General features: G+C 62.5%; 15 protein-coding genes. 10 read left to right on the forward strand and 5 right to left on the reverse strand.

Annotation, left to right across the window (positions count from 1 at the left end; all coding sequences use genetic code 11):
* The first annotated feature begins 61 nt into the window (after positions 1 to 61).
* Genes AB3X95_RS02975 through AB3X95_RS02995 form a run of 5 tightly spaced genes read left to right on the forward strand, consistent with a single transcriptional unit; the run spans position 62 to position 5,151 of the window.
* A complete protein-coding gene (locus tag AB3X95_RS02975; RefSeq protein WP_368620619.1) occupies positions 62 to 2,440 on the forward strand; it encodes an ATP-binding protein in 2,379 nt (792 codons plus the stop codon).
* A gap of 37 nt (positions 2,441 to 2,477) precedes the next feature.
* Positions 2,478 to 3,209: a methyl-accepting chemotaxis protein gene (locus tag AB3X95_RS02980; RefSeq protein WP_368620620.1), complete on the forward strand. Its 732-nt coding sequence runs from the start codon at positions 2,478 to 2,480 to the stop codon at positions 3,207 to 3,209.
* On the forward strand, positions 3,206 to 3,745 hold the full coding sequence (locus AB3X95_RS02985) for a hypothetical protein (protein ID WP_368620621.1): 540 nt from the start codon (positions 3,206 to 3,208) through the stop codon (positions 3,743 to 3,745). Before AB3X95_RS02980 ends, AB3X95_RS02985 begins: the two co-directional genes overlap by 4 nt.
* A gap of 28 nt (positions 3,746 to 3,773) precedes the next feature.
* Positions 3,774 to 4,754 carry a chemotaxis protein CheX gene (locus AB3X95_RS02990; RefSeq protein ID WP_368620622.1) on the forward strand — a complete coding sequence of 327 codons (981 nt, stop codon included), beginning with the start codon at positions 3,774 to 3,776 and terminating at the stop codon, positions 4,752 to 4,754.
* 31 nt (positions 4,755 to 4,785) lie between these two features.
* Complete coding sequence (locus AB3X95_RS02995; protein WP_176108549.1) at positions 4,786 to 5,151, forward strand: response regulator; 366 nt, start codon at positions 4,786 to 4,788, stop codon at positions 5,149 to 5,151.
* A gap of 41 nt (positions 5,152 to 5,192) precedes the next feature.
* On the opposite strand, the gene gmd is transcribed toward AB3X95_RS02995, so the two are convergent.
* Genes gmd through AB3X95_RS03010 form a run of 3 tightly spaced genes read right to left on the reverse strand, consistent with a single transcriptional unit; the run spans position 5,193 to position 8,121 of the window.
* Positions 5,193 to 6,236 (reverse strand): GDP-mannose 4,6-dehydratase, encoded by a 1,044-nt coding sequence (gene gmd / locus AB3X95_RS03000; protein WP_013089460.1) that lies wholly within the window; start codon positions 6,234 to 6,236, stop codon positions 5,193 to 5,195.
* 56 nt (positions 6,237 to 6,292) lie between these two features.
* On the reverse strand, positions 6,293 to 7,042 hold the full coding sequence (locus AB3X95_RS03005) for an SGNH/GDSL hydrolase family protein (RefSeq protein ID WP_368620623.1): 750 nt from the start codon (positions 7,040 to 7,042) through the stop codon (positions 6,293 to 6,295).
* The gene (locus AB3X95_RS03010; protein ID WP_368620624.1) at positions 7,039 to 8,121 is read right to left on the reverse strand and encodes an acyltransferase family protein; all 1,083 of its coding nucleotides are present in this window, start codon (positions 8,119 to 8,121) and stop codon (positions 7,039 to 7,041) included. The genes AB3X95_RS03005 and AB3X95_RS03010 overlap by 4 nt, the downstream gene beginning before the upstream one ends.
* 561 nt (positions 8,122 to 8,682) lie before the next feature.
* Here AB3X95_RS03010 and AB3X95_RS03015 point away from each other — a divergent pair.
* From AB3X95_RS03015 to AB3X95_RS03025, 3 genes are all read left to right on the forward strand, one after another.
* Positions 8,683 to 10,884, forward strand: coding sequence for a hypothetical protein (locus AB3X95_RS03015; RefSeq protein WP_368620625.1), 2,202 nt, complete (start codon positions 8,683 to 8,685; stop codon positions 10,882 to 10,884).
* Positions 10,885 to 10,946: 62 nt separating this feature from the next.
* Positions 10,947 to 12,413: a flippase gene (locus AB3X95_RS03020; protein ID WP_368620626.1), complete on the forward strand. Its 1,467-nt coding sequence runs from the start codon at positions 10,947 to 10,949 to the stop codon at positions 12,411 to 12,413.
* Positions 12,410 to 14,863: a glycosyltransferase family 4 protein gene (locus tag AB3X95_RS03025; protein ID WP_368620627.1), complete on the forward strand. Its 2,454-nt coding sequence runs from the start codon at positions 12,410 to 12,412 to the stop codon at positions 14,861 to 14,863. The genes AB3X95_RS03020 and AB3X95_RS03025 overlap by 4 nt, the downstream gene beginning before the upstream one ends.
* A 144-nt stretch (positions 14,864 to 15,007) precedes the next feature.
* Here AB3X95_RS03025 and AB3X95_RS03030 read toward each other — a convergent pair whose 3' ends face one another.
* Together AB3X95_RS03030 and AB3X95_RS03035 are read right to left on the reverse strand one after the other, a co-directional pair.
* Positions 15,008 to 15,259, reverse strand: a complete 252-nt coding sequence (locus AB3X95_RS03030) for a contact-dependent growth inhibition system immunity protein (RefSeq protein ID WP_368620628.1) — start codon at positions 15,257 to 15,259, stop codon at positions 15,008 to 15,010.
* Between the two features lie 269 nt (positions 15,260 to 15,528).
* The gene (locus AB3X95_RS03035) at positions 15,529 to 16,767 is read right to left on the reverse strand and encodes an acyltransferase family protein (protein ID WP_368620629.1); all 1,239 of its coding nucleotides are present in this window, start codon (positions 16,765 to 16,767) and stop codon (positions 15,529 to 15,531) included.
* A 259-nt stretch (positions 16,768 to 17,026) separates the two neighbouring features.
* Here AB3X95_RS03035 and AB3X95_RS03040 point away from each other — a divergent pair, with 259 nt between their 5' ends.
* Positions 17,027 to 17,170 carry a hypothetical protein gene (locus AB3X95_RS03040; RefSeq protein ID WP_368620630.1) on the forward strand — a complete coding sequence of 48 codons (144 nt, stop codon included), beginning with the start codon at positions 17,027 to 17,029 and terminating at the stop codon, positions 17,168 to 17,170.
* 289 nt (positions 17,171 to 17,459) lie between these two features.
* Positions 17,460 to 18,377 (forward strand): UTP--glucose-1-phosphate uridylyltransferase GalU, encoded by a 918-nt coding sequence (galU, locus tag AB3X95_RS03045; protein WP_176108537.1) that lies wholly within the window; start codon positions 17,460 to 17,462, stop codon positions 18,375 to 18,377.
* Positions 18,378 to 18,431 lie beyond the last annotated feature (54 nt).

Here is an 18,431-nt window from a genome sequence, read left to right on the forward strand (position 1 = left end):
AACACACGGGCGTCCCGCTCAATGCGTGGACCTTGTATTTTCAGACCTCGGGGATTCTCAGATGACCATCCGTCACCGCATCACGCTACTCGTCATTCTGATGCTCGTCGCGTTATCCGCCATTGGTGGATACGCTGTGCTTCAGACTCGCAACAGCGCCGCCAACGTCAGACAGGTTACCCAGGGTGTCGTGCCGAGCGCGCTCGCGTCGGCCGACCTCGTGTCGCAGCTCAAGGACGTGCAGCTCGCGATGATGACGCTCGTCTATGCGCCTGACGAGAACATGGTCTCGCAGGCGCGAGACCTGCTGAAGAGCAAGGAAGCGTCGCTGCTCGCGGCGCTCGACGTGCAGGCGAAGGCCGCGCAAGGTCAGGCCCAAACCGGGCTCGTGAGCCAGGCGCGCGACAGCCTCGCGAACTATTTCAACGCGGTCAACGACACCGCGAAGATGAAGGCCGACGGCAAGAACGAACTGGCGCAGGCGTATCTGTTCGCGAACGTCGCGCAATACCGCGATGAACTCGAAGGCATCGTCGAGACGCTGCGAATCGAGAAGAACCGCCAGAAAGACGCCGCGATCGACGACCTGAACAGCGCGCTCGCCACCACGACGACGGCGATCGGCGCCGCGACCGGCGCGGCCATCGTCGTGCTGCTGCTGATCAGCGCGCTGCTGTATCGGCAGATCACCCGGCCGCTGAGCCGCATGCAGGTGGAGATGAGCGAGATCGCGGCAAGCCAGGACTTCACGCGCCGCGTGCCGGTCGGCCGGATGGACGAGATCGGTCATTCGATCGTCGCGTTCAACGGCATGATCGAGAAGATTCAGCAGAGCTCGCTGCAGTTGAAGCAGAAGACCGCCGATATCCAGGCGATGCTGCAAAACATGCAGCAGGGGATTCTGACTGTGGTCGAAGGCGTGGTCGTGCATCCGGAATACTCCGCGTATCTGGAGGCGATCTTCGAGACTCGCGAGATTGCGGGCCGTCCGCTGCTCGACCTCGTGTTCGGCGGCACCGGTATCAACAGCGATGAGCTCGCGCAGATCGAAGCGGCGCTGCACGCATGTATCGGTGAAGACAGCATGAACTTCGAGTTCAATCAGCACCTGCTCGTCAACGAGATCGCCAAGCCGATGGCCGATGGCCGCGTGAAGACGCTCGACCTGAGCTGGTCGGCGATCACCGACGAACACGACGTCGTGCAGCGTTTGATGCTGTGCGTGCGCGACGTGACCGAACTGCGCGCGCTCGCCGCCGAGGCCGGCGAACAGAAGCGCCGGCTGGAAATGATCGGCGAGATTCTCGCGGTGAGCCAGGAGAAGTTCCATCACTTCGTCGAAAGTGCGACGGGCTTCATCAGCGAGAACGAGCGAATCATCCGTCAGCATCACGAGCCGAGTCACGAAGCGGTCGCCGAGCTGTTCCGCAACATGCACACCGTCAAGGGCAATGCGCGCACCTACAGCCTTCAGCATCTGACCGGCGTCGTCCACGAAACCGAACAGCGGTACGACGCATTGCGCCGCGCGGACGGCGGTGAAGCGTGGGACCAGCAGCTTCTGATCGACGATCTGCAGCGCGTGAAGGCCGCGCTCGAAACCTACGCGACGATCAACGAAGTGAGCCTCGGCCGCAAGGGGCCGGGCCAGAACGGCGCGGTGGATCGCTACCTGATGGTCGATCGCGAGTTGATCCAGAAGCAGTTGGACTTGCTCGAAAGCGCCGATCCGGCCGACCGGGACGCACTCGTGTCGATGCGCGAATCGTTGCAGCGTGAGCTGCGCCTGTTGGGCACCGAATCGATCTACGAAGCGCTCGCGGGCGTGCTCGAATCGCTGCCGTCTCTGGCGGCCGAACTCGGCAAGGAAGCGCCGATCGTCAGCATCGACAACAACGGTTATCGCGTGCGCGGCGAGGTCAGCAATACGCTGCGTAATGTGTTCACCCACCTGCTGCGCAATTCGGTCGATCACGGCATCGAGCCCGCCGCCGAGCGTATCGCGAACGGCAAGGACGCGGCCGGCGTCATCGAGTTGGAAGTGGGCGTCGACCATCACGCGCTGCAGATCACCATCAGCGACGACGGCCGGGGTCTCGCGCTCGCAAAGATCCGTGCCGCGGCGATCGAACGCGGCTGGATCGACGCCGATGCCGCGCTCAGCGACGAAGCGATTGCCGAGCTGATCTTCCGTTCCGGCTTTTCGACCGCGCAGAGCGTCAGCGAGATTTCGGGCCGCGGCGTCGGGATGGATGCGGTGCGCGATTTCGTGCGGCGCGAGCATGGCCGCATCGAATTGCGTTTCACCGACGATCGTCGCGGCGCCGACTATCGCCGCTTTCAGACCGTCGTGTCGTTCCCCGAGGACTGGGCGGTCGACAGTCTCGATGCGTCCGTCGATGCAGCGCGCGAGCGTGACGCGGATGCGGTGGCGGGCTAACGGCCTGATCGATTGAACGAAGCGATGGGAGCAGGTTGTGTTTGAAAGTTATCTTGTGGCCGCAGGCGTTGGCGGTATCGTCTGCGCGCTCGCGACGGGAATTTATTATCGTCGGGGGCTTCGCGCCAGTGCGGAAACGCAGCGTGTCGACACGCTCGCGCGGCAAGCCCTCGAACAGCAACTCGACGCAGCGCTCCAGGCCGGTGAGCGGGCCAACGGCGAGCGCGCCGCCCTGGAGGCGATGCTCGCCGATCTGCACGCGCAGGCCGAGCAGGGCGAGCGGAATCGCGAATCATTGCAGGCGAGCCTCGACGCCGCGAGCACGCGAAGCGACGAATGGCTGCAGCATGCGACGCGGATCGCGCACGAGGCCGCCCGACTGAAGACGCTGACGATCACGTTCGAGCGCTGGCACGAGCAGATGATTTCGCTGATGTCGCAGAACCGCGACATGCACAAAAAGAACCAGGAGCTGTCGTCGATCGTGCAGCACGTGCTGATCGTTTCCCTGAATGCGTCGATCGAAGCGGCGCGCGCCGGCACCGCGGGTCGCGGCTTTTCGATCGTCGCGGGCGAAGTGCGCTCGCTCGCGTCGCGCTCGCAGGAACTGTCGAAGAGCTATCAGGAGAGTCTGCATCGCAACGATCTGACGACCGCGGCGACGTTCCAGGACATCCAGGCCGGCGGCAAGATGATCACGGCGTCGCTCGGCGGCGTCGAAGCGCTGGCGACCCAGTTTCAATCCAGGCTCGAGCAGGCCGCAGCGTGATTACAGATCAGGCGTTGCAAAGCATCGCGGACATCTTCTGTCACGCGGCTCGCGCGAGATTGCCCGCGACGCCGGGTGATGCGTGCGAGATCAGCGCGGTGCCGAGGTGGGATCGCGATCATCCGCCCGGACCTTACGCGATGGCGCTGACGATCTCGTCGATCGGTTTTCGTCTGCTGTTCGTGCTGCATTTCAGCAAGGACGAAGCAACGCGCGCGTACTACGCGAGCGGCGACACGACGCGTTCGCTGTCCGAAACGCTGATGGAACTCGGCAACCTGTGCTGCGGCTACATGAACCAGCAACTGGTCGAGCATTTCCCCGATCTCGGCATGTCGACTCCGTATGAATTGAACAGCCGCTGTATCGAGTATCTGGACGAGTTGAGGCCCGATCACGTGTGGGCATACGAGCTGACGATCGGCGCTGCCGCCCGGCTGGGCGTCACGTTATGCGTATGCGCGCAGGCGCCACTCGATTTCAAGGCTGAACTCGCGACGGCCGACGAGGCCGAAGGCGAACTCGAACTTTTCTAGCAACACTGCATTCGCAGACTGAAACACGATGAATACCAGCAAGCCCGTCAGCAAGGTGCTCGTGCTCGACGACTGTCCGGCACACGCGCAAGCGCTGAAGCTCTTTTTCGACGAGCACAACCTGATTGCACTGAAGGTGCGCGACAGCAGCCGCCTCGGCTCGGTTCTCGCCACCAATATCGATCTCGGCGGCGTTCTGCTGGCGGACAACTACGGTGGATCGGTCGAACAGGCGGCGACGACCGCGGCGCGGATCAATATCTTGCGGCCCGAACTGCCGGTGATCCTGCGTTCGAGCGGCAACTTGCCCCTCGAACAGCTTCCGAAGCCGTTGAAGAACGCGGCGTGCGCGCATTTCTATGGCGCCGATCTGACGGCGCTGCGTGAAGCCGTCGATCAATACATCTTCAGCCTCGACTTCCCGAATGCGCTCGTGCGCGGCATCGCCGAGATCACGGAAGCGCGGCTCGCCACGTTATTCGACGGCGTCACCGTGCAACGCGATACGCCGAGCGTCGTACGCGATCGCATCATCTTCGGCGAGGTGTTCAGCCTGATTCCGCTCGAAGGCACCTGGTGTCGCGGCTATATGTTGATGCAGGCCGAAGAGGAACCGCTGCTCGGCATGATCGAGCGCGATCGCGCCGCACGCGGTCCCGGCATGGGCGCGGCGCAAGCGGGCTTTCGCGATCTGAACAACGTGCTAGGCGAATTGACGAATCTGATCTGGGGCGCGTTCAAGGACCGGTTCCTCGCTGCGCGGAACGCTCGCGAAGCGAGCCAGGTGCAGGTGCCTCTGCTCGTCAATCACAAGCACCGCTATATCTCGTTCGGCTCCGACAATCCGCAGTTGCGGTTTCAATACCGATTGAGCCACGCGGCGAGCGGACAGTCGGTGTCGATCGACCAGCGCTTCGTTTTCAACCTGAGCTGGTCACCCGAAGATTTTTCTGAAAACACGGTGGATGTCGACGATCTCGTCGAGTCCGGCGAGCTGGATCTGTTTTGATACTACGCGTCGATGACGCAAGGGAATGGCTATGGCAAAGATTCTGGTGGTGGACGATTCGAGCACGGTACGCGAAGAAGTGGCGGGCTTTCTGGCGAAAAACGGTCTGGACGTCGCGACCGCTATCGACGGCAAGGATGGTCTTACGAAGCTGAAGACGGATTCGAATATCCGCCTGATCGTCAGCGACGTGAACATGCCGAACATGGACGGCCTGACGATGGTCGAAAAAATCCGCGGCGAACTCGCGAACAAGACCGTCAACGTGATCATGCTGACGACCGAAAGCAGCCCAGCAATGAAGGAGCGCGGCAAGGCCGCCGGCGTGAAGGGCTGGATCGTCAAGCCGTTCAAGGGCGAAGCGGTGCTGGAGACGTTCCGCAAACTGGCGGGTTGACGCAATAGTGTGCGGCGAACCCGCCGCACACGGATGCCGTGTTAGAACGTCTCGTGGTGCTCGTTGCGTGCGATGTCCGCCTGCACCATCATCTGGCACAGCTGTTCGAGGGAGGTTTGCGGTTGCCAGCCGAGCGTGTCGCGCGCCTTGTCCGCGCAGCCGATCAGCAGGTCCACTTCGGCCGGCCGATAGAACTTCGGGTTCACGCGCACGAGCGTCTTGCCGGTTGCGACATCGATGCCGGTCTCGCGCTCGTCCTTGCCCGACCATTCCAACTGGAAGCCGGCCGCGGTGAACGCCATGCGCACGAAATCGCGAACCGTTTCGGTGCGACCGGTCGCGAGCACGAAGGTGTCCGGAGCGTCGGCCTGCAACATGCGCCACATGCCCTCGACATATTCGAGCGCGAAGCCCCAGTCGCGCTGCGCGCTCAGGTTGCCGAGTTCGAGCACGTCCTGCTTGCCGAGCTTGATCTTCGCGACCGTGTCGGTGATCTTGCGCGTGACGAATTCGCGACCGCGTAACGGCGATTCGTGATTGAACAGAATGCCGCTGCTCGCGAACAGGTTGTACGACTCGCGATAGTTGATCGTCGACCAGTGCGCGAACAGCTTGGCGACGCCATACGGGCTGCGCGGGTAGAACGGCGTGCTTTCGCGTTGCGGCACCGCCTGCACGAGACCGAACATCTCGGAGGTCGACGCCTGGTAGAAGCGCGTCTTCGGGCTCAGGATACGCAGGCCTTCGAGCAGATTCAGCGCGCCGACACCGGTCACTTCGGCGGTGGTCACCGGCTGGTCGAACGACACGCCGACGAAGCTCTGCGCGGCGAGGTTGTACAGTTCGTCGGCCTGGGTGCCGTCGAGCAGACGCAGCGTCGAGCCGAGGTCGGTGAGGTCGTGTTCGACCAGACGCAGATTCGGATGATCGAGCACGCCAAGCTCACGCATGCGCCAGAAGTTGACCGAACTCGTGCGCCGGTAGGTGCCGGTCACGTGATAGCCCTTGTCGAGCAGCAGCTTGGTCAGATAGGCGCCGTCCTGTCCGGATACGCCGGTGATGATCGCTTTGCGTGGTTGGCTCATAGCTTGCCTTCTAGTTTGTGAATGAAAAAAGAACGGAACGCGCGTAAAAGCGTGGCTCAATGTGTTTCGTCCAGCAGTCGCCGCACCAACGGTTCGACGACTCGATAGTCCTGTTCGGCCTTCAGCCGGTACAACTCCGGTTTCGGATGCGCGCCGTCCGACATCAGCGATTTCCAGTCGGGCAGGCCGCTCACATACGCGTATTGATCGACGAGCGGCACCTGCTGTTCGGCGGCCACGCGTCGCGTCATCGCGACCATCGTCGCCAGCATCGCGTTGAGCCGGTTATCGGGCATCGGGTTCGAGGTCTGCAAAACAGGCTGCTTGCCGAGTGCTCGCGCCGTTTGCACAAGCGATGTTTCGGCCGCGTAGAACTGCTCGGGCGTCTGGTTTTGCATCACTTCGTTGATGCCGTAGTTGATCAGCACGATTCGCGCGGACGAGGCGGCGAGACGTTCGTGCCACGGCAAGCCCGCCGTCGGTCCCGCGCGGCGATTGCCGGTGCCGTCGCGCAACTGCCAGGCCATCGTGCCGCCGACGCCGTAGTTCGTGACGCGCACGCGCTCGCCGTCATGCGCCTGCAACGCCTGCTGCAGATACGTGACGGCATTGCGCGCTTGCGGGCCGCAGTGGCCATCGCTGCAGGTGACGCCGAGCGTGGTCGAATCGCCGTACGCGTCGATCAGCAGTTGCGTCGGCGATGACGTTGGCGGCTCGTCCGCGGCCGCGCTGGTTGTCGACGCGAACAATGTCAGCGCCGACACGACGCCCAGCACGCGGGCAGCAACAACGGCCAGGCTGTTCATGCGCGGCTTTGCGGTGCTTGCCGCGCAACGCTGGCGCCGGCGTGGGCCGTCGCTCTCGACCCGCGCGTGGCGAAAATCAGGCGCTTCTCGAACGCGAACCATGTGATGCTCGCGTACGCGAGCGTGATCGCGAGCGCGATCACGGCGCTCAGATAGCGATTCAGATGCAGCGGCCACACCATGTACAGCACGCTCAGGTGGATCAGATAGATCGTGTAGCTGATCGTGCCTATATAAACGAGCACGGGGTTGCACAACAGGCGCTTGACGATGCCCTTGCTCTGCAGTGCGATCACCACGATCGACGTGCAAAGCACCAGCGACACGCTATAGAGCCCCGCATTCGACAACGGCGTGTTCGCCGCGCGAAAACGCGGGAAGTGCAGATGCAGCCATGCCAGCACCGCGAGGGCGGCGAGCGCGCCGAGCACCGCGAGTCCCTTGTACGGTTCGAGCGCGTTGCGATCACGCCGCACGGCCACCGCGAGCAGCGCGCCGGCCGCGAGCAGATCCATGCGGAACGGCGTCAGGTAATAGATCGGCCAGAACGAATCGAACCACGGCGTCGCAACCGCGCGCAGCAGCGGCACCAGCACGATCAGCGCCGCCGCCACGCCGCCGAGCAGACGCTCGGGTACGAGCAGGATCACGAACGGCCAGAAGATGTAGAACTGCTCTTCGACCGCGAGCGACCACAGCACGTTGAGGCTTTCGTGACCGCTTTGATTGAGCGCATCGCCGATATTGGTCGCGAAAAACGCGTACCAGTACCAGTGCTGTGCCCACGCGAGGCCGAACAGCACCGACGACACGGCCATCAGCAGCAGGTACGGCGGCAGGATGCGGCGCGCGCGCCGCGCATAGAAATAGCTGAAATACGACTGCTGACGCGACTTGCGATCGAGCAGGATGCCGCTGATGAGAAAGCCGCTCAAAACGAAAAACAGATCGACGCCCATCCATAGCGGCGCTTTCAGCGCGTGCTGCGCGAACACCGCGAGCACGGCGATCGCACGCAGACCGTCGAGTTGCACGATGCGGGAATGGGAGGGCGCGAGGGGCAATGCGCTGGCTGTCATGAACCGTCCATGGTGTAAAGCGGATGGGCCGGGCGAAGGGCCGCGCCGTTCGCAACGGATAGCCGGCGAACAGGCGCGCGCTTCGCGTCGCAACTGAAGTGCAATCGATTCTAGGGAAAAGAAAATCGAGAAAAAATCTGTTGGAATGGGTTAATTGAATCAGATTGAAACAGGGTATTTCTTTGGCCATTCCAGAAAGATTTATATGGTTATGTGGCGGGCGCCGGGCAGTCCGCAATAAATGCGTATTGCGTGATCCCACATCGCTATGAACGGAAGATCGCGGCGACGGAGGCGCGCGCGACGCCGCGGCTTTCGTTTTCATCGATTTTTAAATTCATTTCTTTTTCCGACATATAAGCGAACGAATATTTTTGAATTATTTTCGACTTTCGTCATTGCATTTTTTCCGCGTAACTTAGTCGTGCGGACGGCTGCCTTCAGGCGCCGCGCTTCAATCGGTTGCGCTTCGTTTCGCTTTACCACATCACTGATTTTCGCCCCGAGCGGGCACGGGTCCGCGTGCATCGCGTTGACCGGACATCGACTGGAGGTTCCGCCTTGCGCCGCATCACGTTCAAAAGCTGGTTCGCCCTGACAGCCTGCGCCGCCGGCGTCCTCGCCGCAACGGCCGTTCTGCCGGCTCGCGCCGAAACCGCGTTGAACGCGAAGACCTCATGGATCGGCAACAGCTTTGGCTTCGGCGATGGCACATGGACGCAGATCAACATCACCGCGATCGCGGTCACGCCGGACGGCAAGGTCTATACGAACGCGCCGTGGGATGAAAGCGGCGCCGAAGCGAGCGTCTATCAGGACGGCAAGATGCTCGGCTTCGCGGGTGGCACGCATGGCTGGGGCAACGCCGGCGGCAATGCGATCGCGGTCAACCGCAAATATGCGTTCGTCGCGATCGCGGTCGGCAATGAGAAGGGGCACCTGGTCGAGCCGGGCGTATGGCCGGACAAGGGCAAACAATGGTTCGGCATTTCGCGGCGCCTGATCGGCGAGCCGAAGCGCGTGGCACCGTTTCAGCCCGCCGCCAAAAACGCGGACCTGCATGCGCAGCTCGCGGCCGGCTTTCTGATGATGAACGAAGTGCCGACCGGCACGAACGCGGAGATCGACGGGCTCGCTGCGAACGACACGACGCTGTTCGCGGCCAATACCGCACGCAATCGCATCGAAGTCTACGATGCCGAGTCGATGCAGCAGAAGGCGACGTGGAGCGTGCACGAGCCTGGACGTCTCGCTCTCGCACCCGACGGCACGCTCTGGGTGCTGAGCGGCACACGCAGCGATCGCGCGCCGGGCATCGAGCATTACACCGCGACCGGTCAGCGCATCGATGAAACCATCACGCTGCCGGCCGACACGGTCGCGGTCGACCTCGCCGTCGATGCGCAAGGCCGCCTGCTGATCGCCGACAACGGTCCGCGCCAGCAGGTGCTGTTCTTCACGAAGCGCGACGGCCGCTACACGGCGTCGGGCACGCTCGGCGAGCGCGGCGGCATTTTCAGCGGCGTCGCGGGCAAGCCGGGACCGTTGCGATTCAACGGCTTGACTGGCGTCGGTGTCGATGCGCGCGGCAACGTGTACGTATCGACCAATGGCATCGGTCCGCGTTACGAGCCGATCGGCGCGGGCCTCGGCGCGACGCTCGAAAGCTACGCGCCGGACGGCAAGCGCAACTGGCAGCTCGAAGGGCTGCTGTTCGTCGACGGCGCGTGGATCGATCCGGCCCGGCCCGACAGCGTCTATACCGGCAACAAGCGCTTCGAGCTCGATCTGTCGAAGCCGTCGGGGCAGGACTGGAAATACGCGGGATTCCTGTCGAATCGGTTCAAGTACCCGGACGATCCGGTGTTCCATACCGACCAGTATCCGGGCCTGCCGATCGCGCGGCGGTTGAAGGGGCGCACGTTCCTCTATCTGACCGACATGTATGCGGACCATCTGAAGATCTATCGCTTCGATCCGCAGCACGACGGCGAGAGCGCGATTCCGTCCGGATTTATCGCAGGCCGCGAGCGCGCGGTCACGAAGGTGCCGAATGCGCCGCCGGGCGGTGACTGGATCTGGCGCGACACGAATGGCGATGGCCAGTTCGAGCGCGACGAATACACGCTGAACACGAGCGGCACGAAGCTCGCGGGCGGCTGGGGGTGGTGGGTCGATACGGCCGGCGACATCTGGCGCACCCGGGATACGAAGGGCATCTATCGCTTCCGTTTCGGCGGACTCGATGCGAAGGGCAACCCTGTCTACTCGTACTCGAACCTGGCGCAGTACCCGGTGCCGGCACCGTTCAGCGAACTGCATCGCGCGATCTACGAACCGGACACCGACACGATGTACGTAAGCGGCTATACGGCCGATATGCCGACCGCGCAGGGCTTCTGGAAGGAAGTGGGGCGTGTGCTGGTGCGCTACGACAAGTGGTCGAGCGGCAAGCCGGTGCAGCGTTACGCGATCGACTTGCCGTGGCAGACGCAGAGCAAGCCGATCGCGACGATCATCGGCGTCACCGTCGAGGGGCAATACGTGTTCGGCGTCGAGCCGGTCGGCGCGGTGCACGTGTGGGACAAGGACAGCGGCAAGGAACTCGGCGTGATCCGGCCGGGCCCCGAAGTGGGCCGCGCGTCGGGCTGGGTCGACGTGCCGAACGGCATCAGCGCGACGAAGCGCGCCGATGGCGAGTACCTGGTGTTCGTCGAGGAAGACGCGCGCGGCAAGGTGCTGATGTATCGCTGGAAGCCTTGAGCTGCGTTGGCCTCGCTGACGCAGCCCCGCACGCAATCTAACCGCAAAACCCAAGGGATTCGATGGACAAAGGCATTCTCAGGAACGTAGCGATCAATTTTTTCGGGCTCGTGCTGCCGACGTTCGTGTCGCTCGTGACCGTTCCGGCGTATATCCGGCTGCTCGGCGTCGAGCGCTACGGTGTGATCAGTCTCGTGTGGACGCTGATCGGCTACTTCGGGATTCTCGATCTCGGCATGAGCATGGCCGCGCAGAACCATATTTCGAAGGCGCGCGCGTCGGGCGATCAGCGGGAAAGCGCGCGCGTGTTCTGGAGCGCGACGTGGCTCAATCTGACGACCGGCGTGGTCGGCGGTTTGATCATCTACTTCGGTGCGTTCCTGTACACCGCGTATTTCACGAAGGTGTCGCCCGAGCTGCAGCACGAAGTGTATATGGCGCTGCCGTGGCTCGCGCTCGCGATTCCGATCGCGAACGTGTCGTGGGTGTTCGCGGGCGCGATCAATGGCGCGGAACGTTTCGGCGTCTACAACACGAATCAGACCATCGGCACGTTCCTGTTCCAGCTTCTGCCGCTCGGTGCCGCGTTATGGCTCGGCGCGACCTTGCAGAATGTACTCGCCGCGGCCGTGGTCGCGCGGATTCTCGCGGCGCTGCTGCTCGGCCGCTACGCGCTGAAAGTGCTCGAGATACGCAGCATTGAACCGCCGCGGCTCGGCGTCTCGAAAGGGCTGTTCAACTTCGGCGGCTGGATGCTGATCGCGAGCGTGACGACGATGGTCGCCGATTCGCTCGATCGCGTGATGCTCGGATCACGCCTCGGCGCGCGTTTCGTCACGTACTACACGGTGCCGCAGAATCTCGTCACGCGTCTGAACATCGTGCCGACCGCGCTGGTACGCACGCTGTTTCCGCGGCTGTCGGCGGTCGGTCGCGCGGATGCCGACACGATCACGCAGCAGTCGCTCGAATTTCTCAACGGCGTGTTCACGCCGGTCGCGCTCGTTGCGATGCTGGTGCTCGAACCGTTCCTGCATCTGTGGGTCGGCAACGAGATCGCGACGGTCGCGGCGCCCGTCGGCCGCATCATGATCGTTGCCGTGTGGCTCGTCGGCCAGGCGAACGTGACGCGCATCCTGATTCAGTCACAGGTCAATCCAGCCACCGCCGCGCGCATCGGCCTCGTCGAGTTGCCGCTGTTCGCCGGCGCGTTGTGGCTCGGGATCACGCATTTCGGGCTGACGGGCGCGGCGGTCGCGGTGTCCGCGCGCGCACTGTTCGACTACGCGGTGCTGCTGCATTTCGCGGCGATCCGCGCGCGCCAGATCGTGCTCGACATGCTCGCCCATCTCGCCTTTCTGCTCGCCAGCCTGTGGCTCGCGAGCTTCCTGCCGAGCCTCGCGCTCGCGATCGCCGCTGGCTTGCTGATGGTCGGCGCGAACGTCGCGTGGTCGATCACGATGACGCCCGCCTTGCGCAATCTTGCGCGTTCACTGCTATTGCGACTGAATCCGAGGAAAAGCGCATGAATCACGACGTCCTTGAAAAAAACCTGTTGAGGCCTGCGACGCGCGGCGCGCTCGAGGAACTGACGAGCGTGTCCGGCATGCAGCCGGCAGTGCGCCGTACCGCGCCGCGCGCGAACAAAAACGTGCGCATTGCGATCGTGCACGATTGGCTCGTCACCTACGCGGGCGCGGAGAAAGTGCTCGAGCAGATCATCGCGTGCTTTCCCGATGCGGACCTGTTCAGCCTCGTGGACTTTCTCGACGATCGCAGCTTCCTGCGCGGCAAGCCGGTGACGACGTCGTTCATCCAGAAACTGCCGCTCGCGCGCAGCAAGTACCGCTCGTATCTGCCGCTGATGCCGCTCGCGATCGAACAGCTCGACGTGTCGGCGTACGACGTGGTGATTTCGAGCAGTCACGCGGTCGCCAAGGGCATTCTCACCGGTCCCGACCAGGTGCATATCAGCTACGTGCATTCGCCGATCCGCTATGCGTGGGATTTGCAGCATCAGTATCTGCAGCAGTCGAAGCTGACCAACGGCCCGAAGTCGGCGCTCGCCCGGCTGATTCTGCATTACATACGCAACTGGGATATCCGCACGTCGAACTCGGTCGACGGCTTCATCGCGAACTCGGCGTTCATCGCGCGACGCATCAAGAAGGTGTATCAGCGCGACGCGCAAGTGATCTTCCCGCCGGTCGATGTCGACGCGTTCACGCTGTGCACGCAGAAGGAAGACTTCTATCTGACCGCATCGCGAATGGTGCCGTACAAGAAAATCGATCTGATCGTCGAGGCGTTCGCGCGGATGCCCGAGCGCAAGCTCGTCGTGATCGGCGACGGACCCGACATGGCGAAGATCCGCGCGAAGGCGGGGCCGAACGTCGAGATCATGGGCTATCAGCCGTTCAAGGTGCTGAAGGACCGCATGAGCCGCGCGAAGGCATTCGTGTTCGCGGCCGAAGAGGACTTCGGCATTTCCGTGGTCGAGGCGCAGGCTTGCGGCACGCCGGTGATTGCCTACGGCAAGGGCGGGGCGCTCGAAACCGTGCGCGATCTGTCGGAGCCGAAGCCGACCGGCATGTTCTTCGATGAACAGGATGCCGACTCGATCATCGCTGCCGTGAATCGTTTCGACGAGCTTGGGCACCGGTTCCAGCCCGAACATTGCCGCGGCAACGCCGAGCAGTTTTCGGCCGCGCATTTCCGCGAGCGCTTTTTCGCGCAGGTGCGCGCGGCGGTGCCCGCGCTGCGCGCCGCGACGCTGCCGCCCTTTACGCCATATCGGCCGGGCGCGCAGAGCGCCGCGAACGTGCCGCGCATTCTCGCCGTCGATCAGAGCGCCGTGCTCGGTGGCGCCGAGCTGTCGCTGCTCGAAATCGTCAAGGCGCTGCGCTCGCGCATCGAGGTCGTGCTGTTCGACGACGGGCCGTTCAACACCGCGCTCGCGAAGACCGGCGTCGAGGTCTCCGTGCTCGATGCCGGAGTGCTGAAAAACGTGCGCAAGCAGGGCGGTTCGCTGCCGAAAGGCCAGGCATTGAAGGGGCTCATCTCACTCGTGCGTGCCACCGCGAAACGGGCGCGCAAAGCGGATGTGATCTACGCGAACACGCAACGTGCGATGGTGATTGGCGCAGTGGCCGGCAAGCTCGCGAGACGACCGGTGGTCTGGCATTTGCGCGACATCGTCAGCGCCGAGCATTTCGGCGGCAAGCAGCTCGCGATCATCAAGTGGTGCGCGCGGCTCGGCCTCACGCACGTGATCGCCAATTCGGCCGCGTCGGCGCAGGCGTTCGCGAAGCTCACGCGGTTCGACGGCAAGCGCATCGACGTCGTATTCAATGGGATCGACGCGGAGCCGTTCGACGCGTTGCGCACGGTGCCGCAAGCGGTGCTGCGCGAGCGCCTGAATCTGCCGCGCGACGCGTTCCTCGTCGGCTCGTTCAGCCGCCTTGCGCGTTGGAAGGGGCAGCATGTGCTGCTCGAAGCGATGGTGCTCAATCCGCAGATGCATGCGGTGCTGGTCGGCGCGGCGCTGTTCGGCGAGGACCAGTACGAAATGGAACTGCGGGCCTTCGTTGCCGCACACGGGCTCGGCGAGCGGGTGCACTTTCTCGGCTTCCAGCACGATATTGCCGCCTGCATGTGCGCGGTCGATGCGGTCGTGCATACGTCGATCACGCCGGAACCGTTCGGCCGCGTGATCGTCGAGGGGATGCTCGCGCAGCGGCCGGTCGTGGCGTCGCGCGCGGGCGGCGTGCTCGAAATCATCGAGGACTACGAGAACGGCGTCCTGTGTACGCCGGGCGACGCGCATGCGCTCGCCGATACGCTCGCCGAATTGCGCTCGAACGGCGACTTGCGCGACAAGCTGGTCGAGAACGGCTATCGGACCGCGCAGGAGCGTTTCGGCACGCGCAGCTATGTGGATGGGGTCGCGGGGATTCTGAAGAGTGTGGCGGGGCGGTAGAGCGGGGTTTTTTTGCGCGAGGGTAGACAGGGGCTTGGCCAGTCCTTGCTTGGCGTGACGGGGCGGAAGTCGAAGGGCTTTCGCTCCGTTTTTTTGCGCGCCGCGCGCGTGGCATCTAACAACCCTCGCGCGGCGACCAGTAGATTACTCGCTCAGAAGACGTATCAACTCGTCAAGGAACGAGGCCGTAGTGTGCCCCCAAAGACTCGGATCGCAATGGCTTCCAAAGAGATCATCAAACGCCATATCCAGACAGTTTGAGTTGAGCTTCTGGAATCGGACGATCTCATCCAGCATCGCGACTCTTTCGTCCTCGTTCATCCCCGCTTTATAGGAGAGAACGAGTTCCGGTATCGAATTCCCATAGATCGAATAGTCCTCATGGAATCGTCCCATGATCAACTGTTCGAGATGTTGTACGTCCCGTAGTTCATGACTGTGCTGTGGAATGTTACGCGACAAGCATCGCTGTCAGGACATAATAAGGCATGCCATTTTACGTCTGATAGCGGAGGATCACTTTGACCCGGCTCGCGGGTCTATATTCTCCTGATTTTCTGCTCACCACATTTCCAACGTTTCTTCCAACGTCTTCGAATAGTGTCAAATCGTTCCCCGTCGCGGCACGTGGCCGTTACGGGGGGCTGACACAGCGCAGGGTGTACTTACGCCTTGAGACTCGCCGACCACTTCATCGCGGGCATTTCGACCAGCCGATAGAACACGTAGGCAGCCGGCACCGCGACCAACATATAACCAAACGACGGCCAGATCGACACCTGCAGCGACGAACGAAACAGCCACGCCGAGAGCAGCACGAAGATCGGCAGATGAATCAGATACAGCGAGAAGCTGAAGTCACCCACGCGGGACAGCAAGCGCGACACCGCGCGCGACCCAGTGCGAAGCAGCGCGAGCACGCCACTCCCTTCGTGTTGCGGGTCATTGGGCACATCGAGCGCCTTGTACAGATAGCACGCGAAGCCAAGCGCCCAGATCTGGAACGCACCGTACTGACCGAAATGAAACGCGACGCAGCCTGCCGCGATCAATCCCGCCGCGAGAACGTACAGCAATGCGGGCGCGCGCGCCTCTCCTGCGTTGCGCGCCCTGACATCGGCGATCCACGCACCGAGCATCCACGAAAACCAGTACGACGTGAAGAACTGCAGATCATGTCGCTCCAGCCCATACGCGGACGCAACGTTGATCACCGCGACGAGCGCGAGCACGGCGTTCATGCCGATGCGCCGCCGCAGTGCGAACAGCAGCGGATAGATCGCATAGAACTGCACTTCGAGCGACAGCGTCCACAGCGCGCCGTTCGAGCCATACGTTTTGCCCGCCACACCCTGCAGCGAAAACAGATTGACCAGAAACGGCTGCCAGCCGATCTCGCGAATCTTGTGACTGACGGGCGGCAATTGCAGGCTCAGCGAATCGAGCGCGTAGGTCAGTACCAGCGCCGCGAGCAGCACCGGATAGATGCGCGCGAAGCGCCGCAGCCAGAAGTTGCCCGCATGGAGCCGGTAAGCGGGATTGCCCGCGAGCCGCAGCGCGCCGCCGCGATGGATGCAGTAGCCGCTGATCACGAAGAACATCGGCACGCCGGCCGAGCCCCATGCGATCGGAAACGTCAGATACGCAGCGAGACTGCTCGGACTCAGCGAATGTCCGACGCTCTGATGGAACGCCTGCATGCCGACCCACGCGATCTGGCGGCAATGAAAATAGGCGACCAGCAGCGCGGCGAAACCTCGCATCGCGTCGATCACATGCTCCTTGCCGACGCTATCGGTACGCGCGTTGCTGCGAGCGTGCACCGCGGCCGGGTTTTTCTCGGGGTGCGGCAGCGGGGAGAGGGGCAGGGATGAGCCGGCGGCATCCAGTGCTGGGTCGCTCATACGCGGTCCTTATCTGAAGCGGAAAAGAGAAAAAATCGACGCGGAATCGGCCTTCGAGCGGGCATCCTTGCGCACCCCGCGACGCCACCATGCTAGAGCACCACAATCCCACAAAATGATTAAAAAATTGCATTTTGAATTGAATCGGCATCTATTTTGTGACGAATTGTAATTACGCAGTGATGTATCGAGCGTCGAATTATTTATCGCTTTTGTCGTGCTAATTTAGATCAAGGATTCTCTGACCCGAGGTGAAGTCATGAACCTGCATTTACTGGCCGGCATCGCCGTCCTGCTGATCCTGGTGGCCGCCTCCGCCTACCGCGATGCCTTGCGCAACGAGCCGATTCGTCGTCACCGAATGAACCCAGGCAAGCTGCCGCCTGTTGACGAACAGGACTGACGTGCTGCCGAAGCCGGTCACCAGATCGCCAGACGGGCCACGCCAGGAGCTGTCCGAAAGGTAAGACTTTCGGATTTTGTCATTCGCCGCCTGGCAAATATATGCTTAACAATTTGCTCTCAATTTTTCGCAATATCGCATTGCGATTGATGCATGAATTATCCGAATTAAATCGGAGAAAGACCGCTTCCGTGAACCTCGCAGATTTTTCTGCTAGTCTTGCGCCGACATCGATTGGCCGCCAGGTCCGCGAACACACCAACTTCTAACCGATGTGGGAATGCCTACCATGCTGAAAGTCACCAAAGCCGTGTTTCCCGTAGCGGGCCTCGGGACACGATTCCTGCCGGCTACCAAAGCAAGTCCGAAGGAAATGCTGCCGATCGTCGACAAGCCGCTGATCCAGTACGCGGTCGAAGAAGCGATTGCCGCCGGCATCACCGAGATGATCTTCGTGACGGGCCGCAGCAAGCGCGCGATCGAAGATCACTTCGATAAATCCTATGAGATCGAGTCCGAACTCGAAGCGCGCAACAAGCAGAAACTGCTCGATCTGGTTCGCAGCATCAAACCGGCCAACGTCGACTGCTTTTACGTGCGCCAGGCCGAAGCGCTCGGTCTCGGCCATGCGGTGCTGTGCGCCGAAAAACTGGTGGGCGACAGCCCGTTCGCGGTGATACTCGCCGACGACCTGCTGCATAGCTCGAAGCCTGTGATGAGCCAGTTGGTCGATACCTTCAATCACTACCACAGCTCGGTGATCGGCGTCGAAACGATCGCACGCGAGGACAGCCGCTCGTACGGCGTCGTCGACGGCCGCGAGTGGGAAGACAACGTGATCAAACTGTCGGGCATCGTCGAGAAGCCGGCGCCGGACGAGGCGCCGTCGAATCTCGGCGTGGTGGGGCGCTACGTGCTGATGCCGACGATCTTCAAGCATATCCGCGCGCTGAAGCCGGGCGCGGGCGGCGAGCTGCAACTGACGGACGCGGTGCAGTCGCTGCTGACCGAAGAGCAGGTGCTCGCGTATCGCTACTTCGGCACGCGCTTCGATTGCGGCAGCAAGCTCGGCTATCTGAAGGCGACCGTCGAATTCGCGCTGCGCCATCCGGAGGTGAAGGCTGAATTCGAGGCGTATCTGCAGGCGTATATGCAGAACGAAGCGCCAGCCGGCGAGGCGGGGCAATTGACGGCAGAAGCCGCGTGAACTGACGAGGCCCTGAAATAAACAATGGGCGCCGCGTTGCGCGGCGCCCGTTGT

It is taken from the genome of Paraburkholderia sp. BR13444, assembly GCF_040948755.1.
In the GTDB taxonomy this organism is placed as follows: Bacteria; Pseudomonadota; Gammaproteobacteria; order Burkholderiales; family Burkholderiaceae; genus Paraburkholderia; species Paraburkholderia youngii.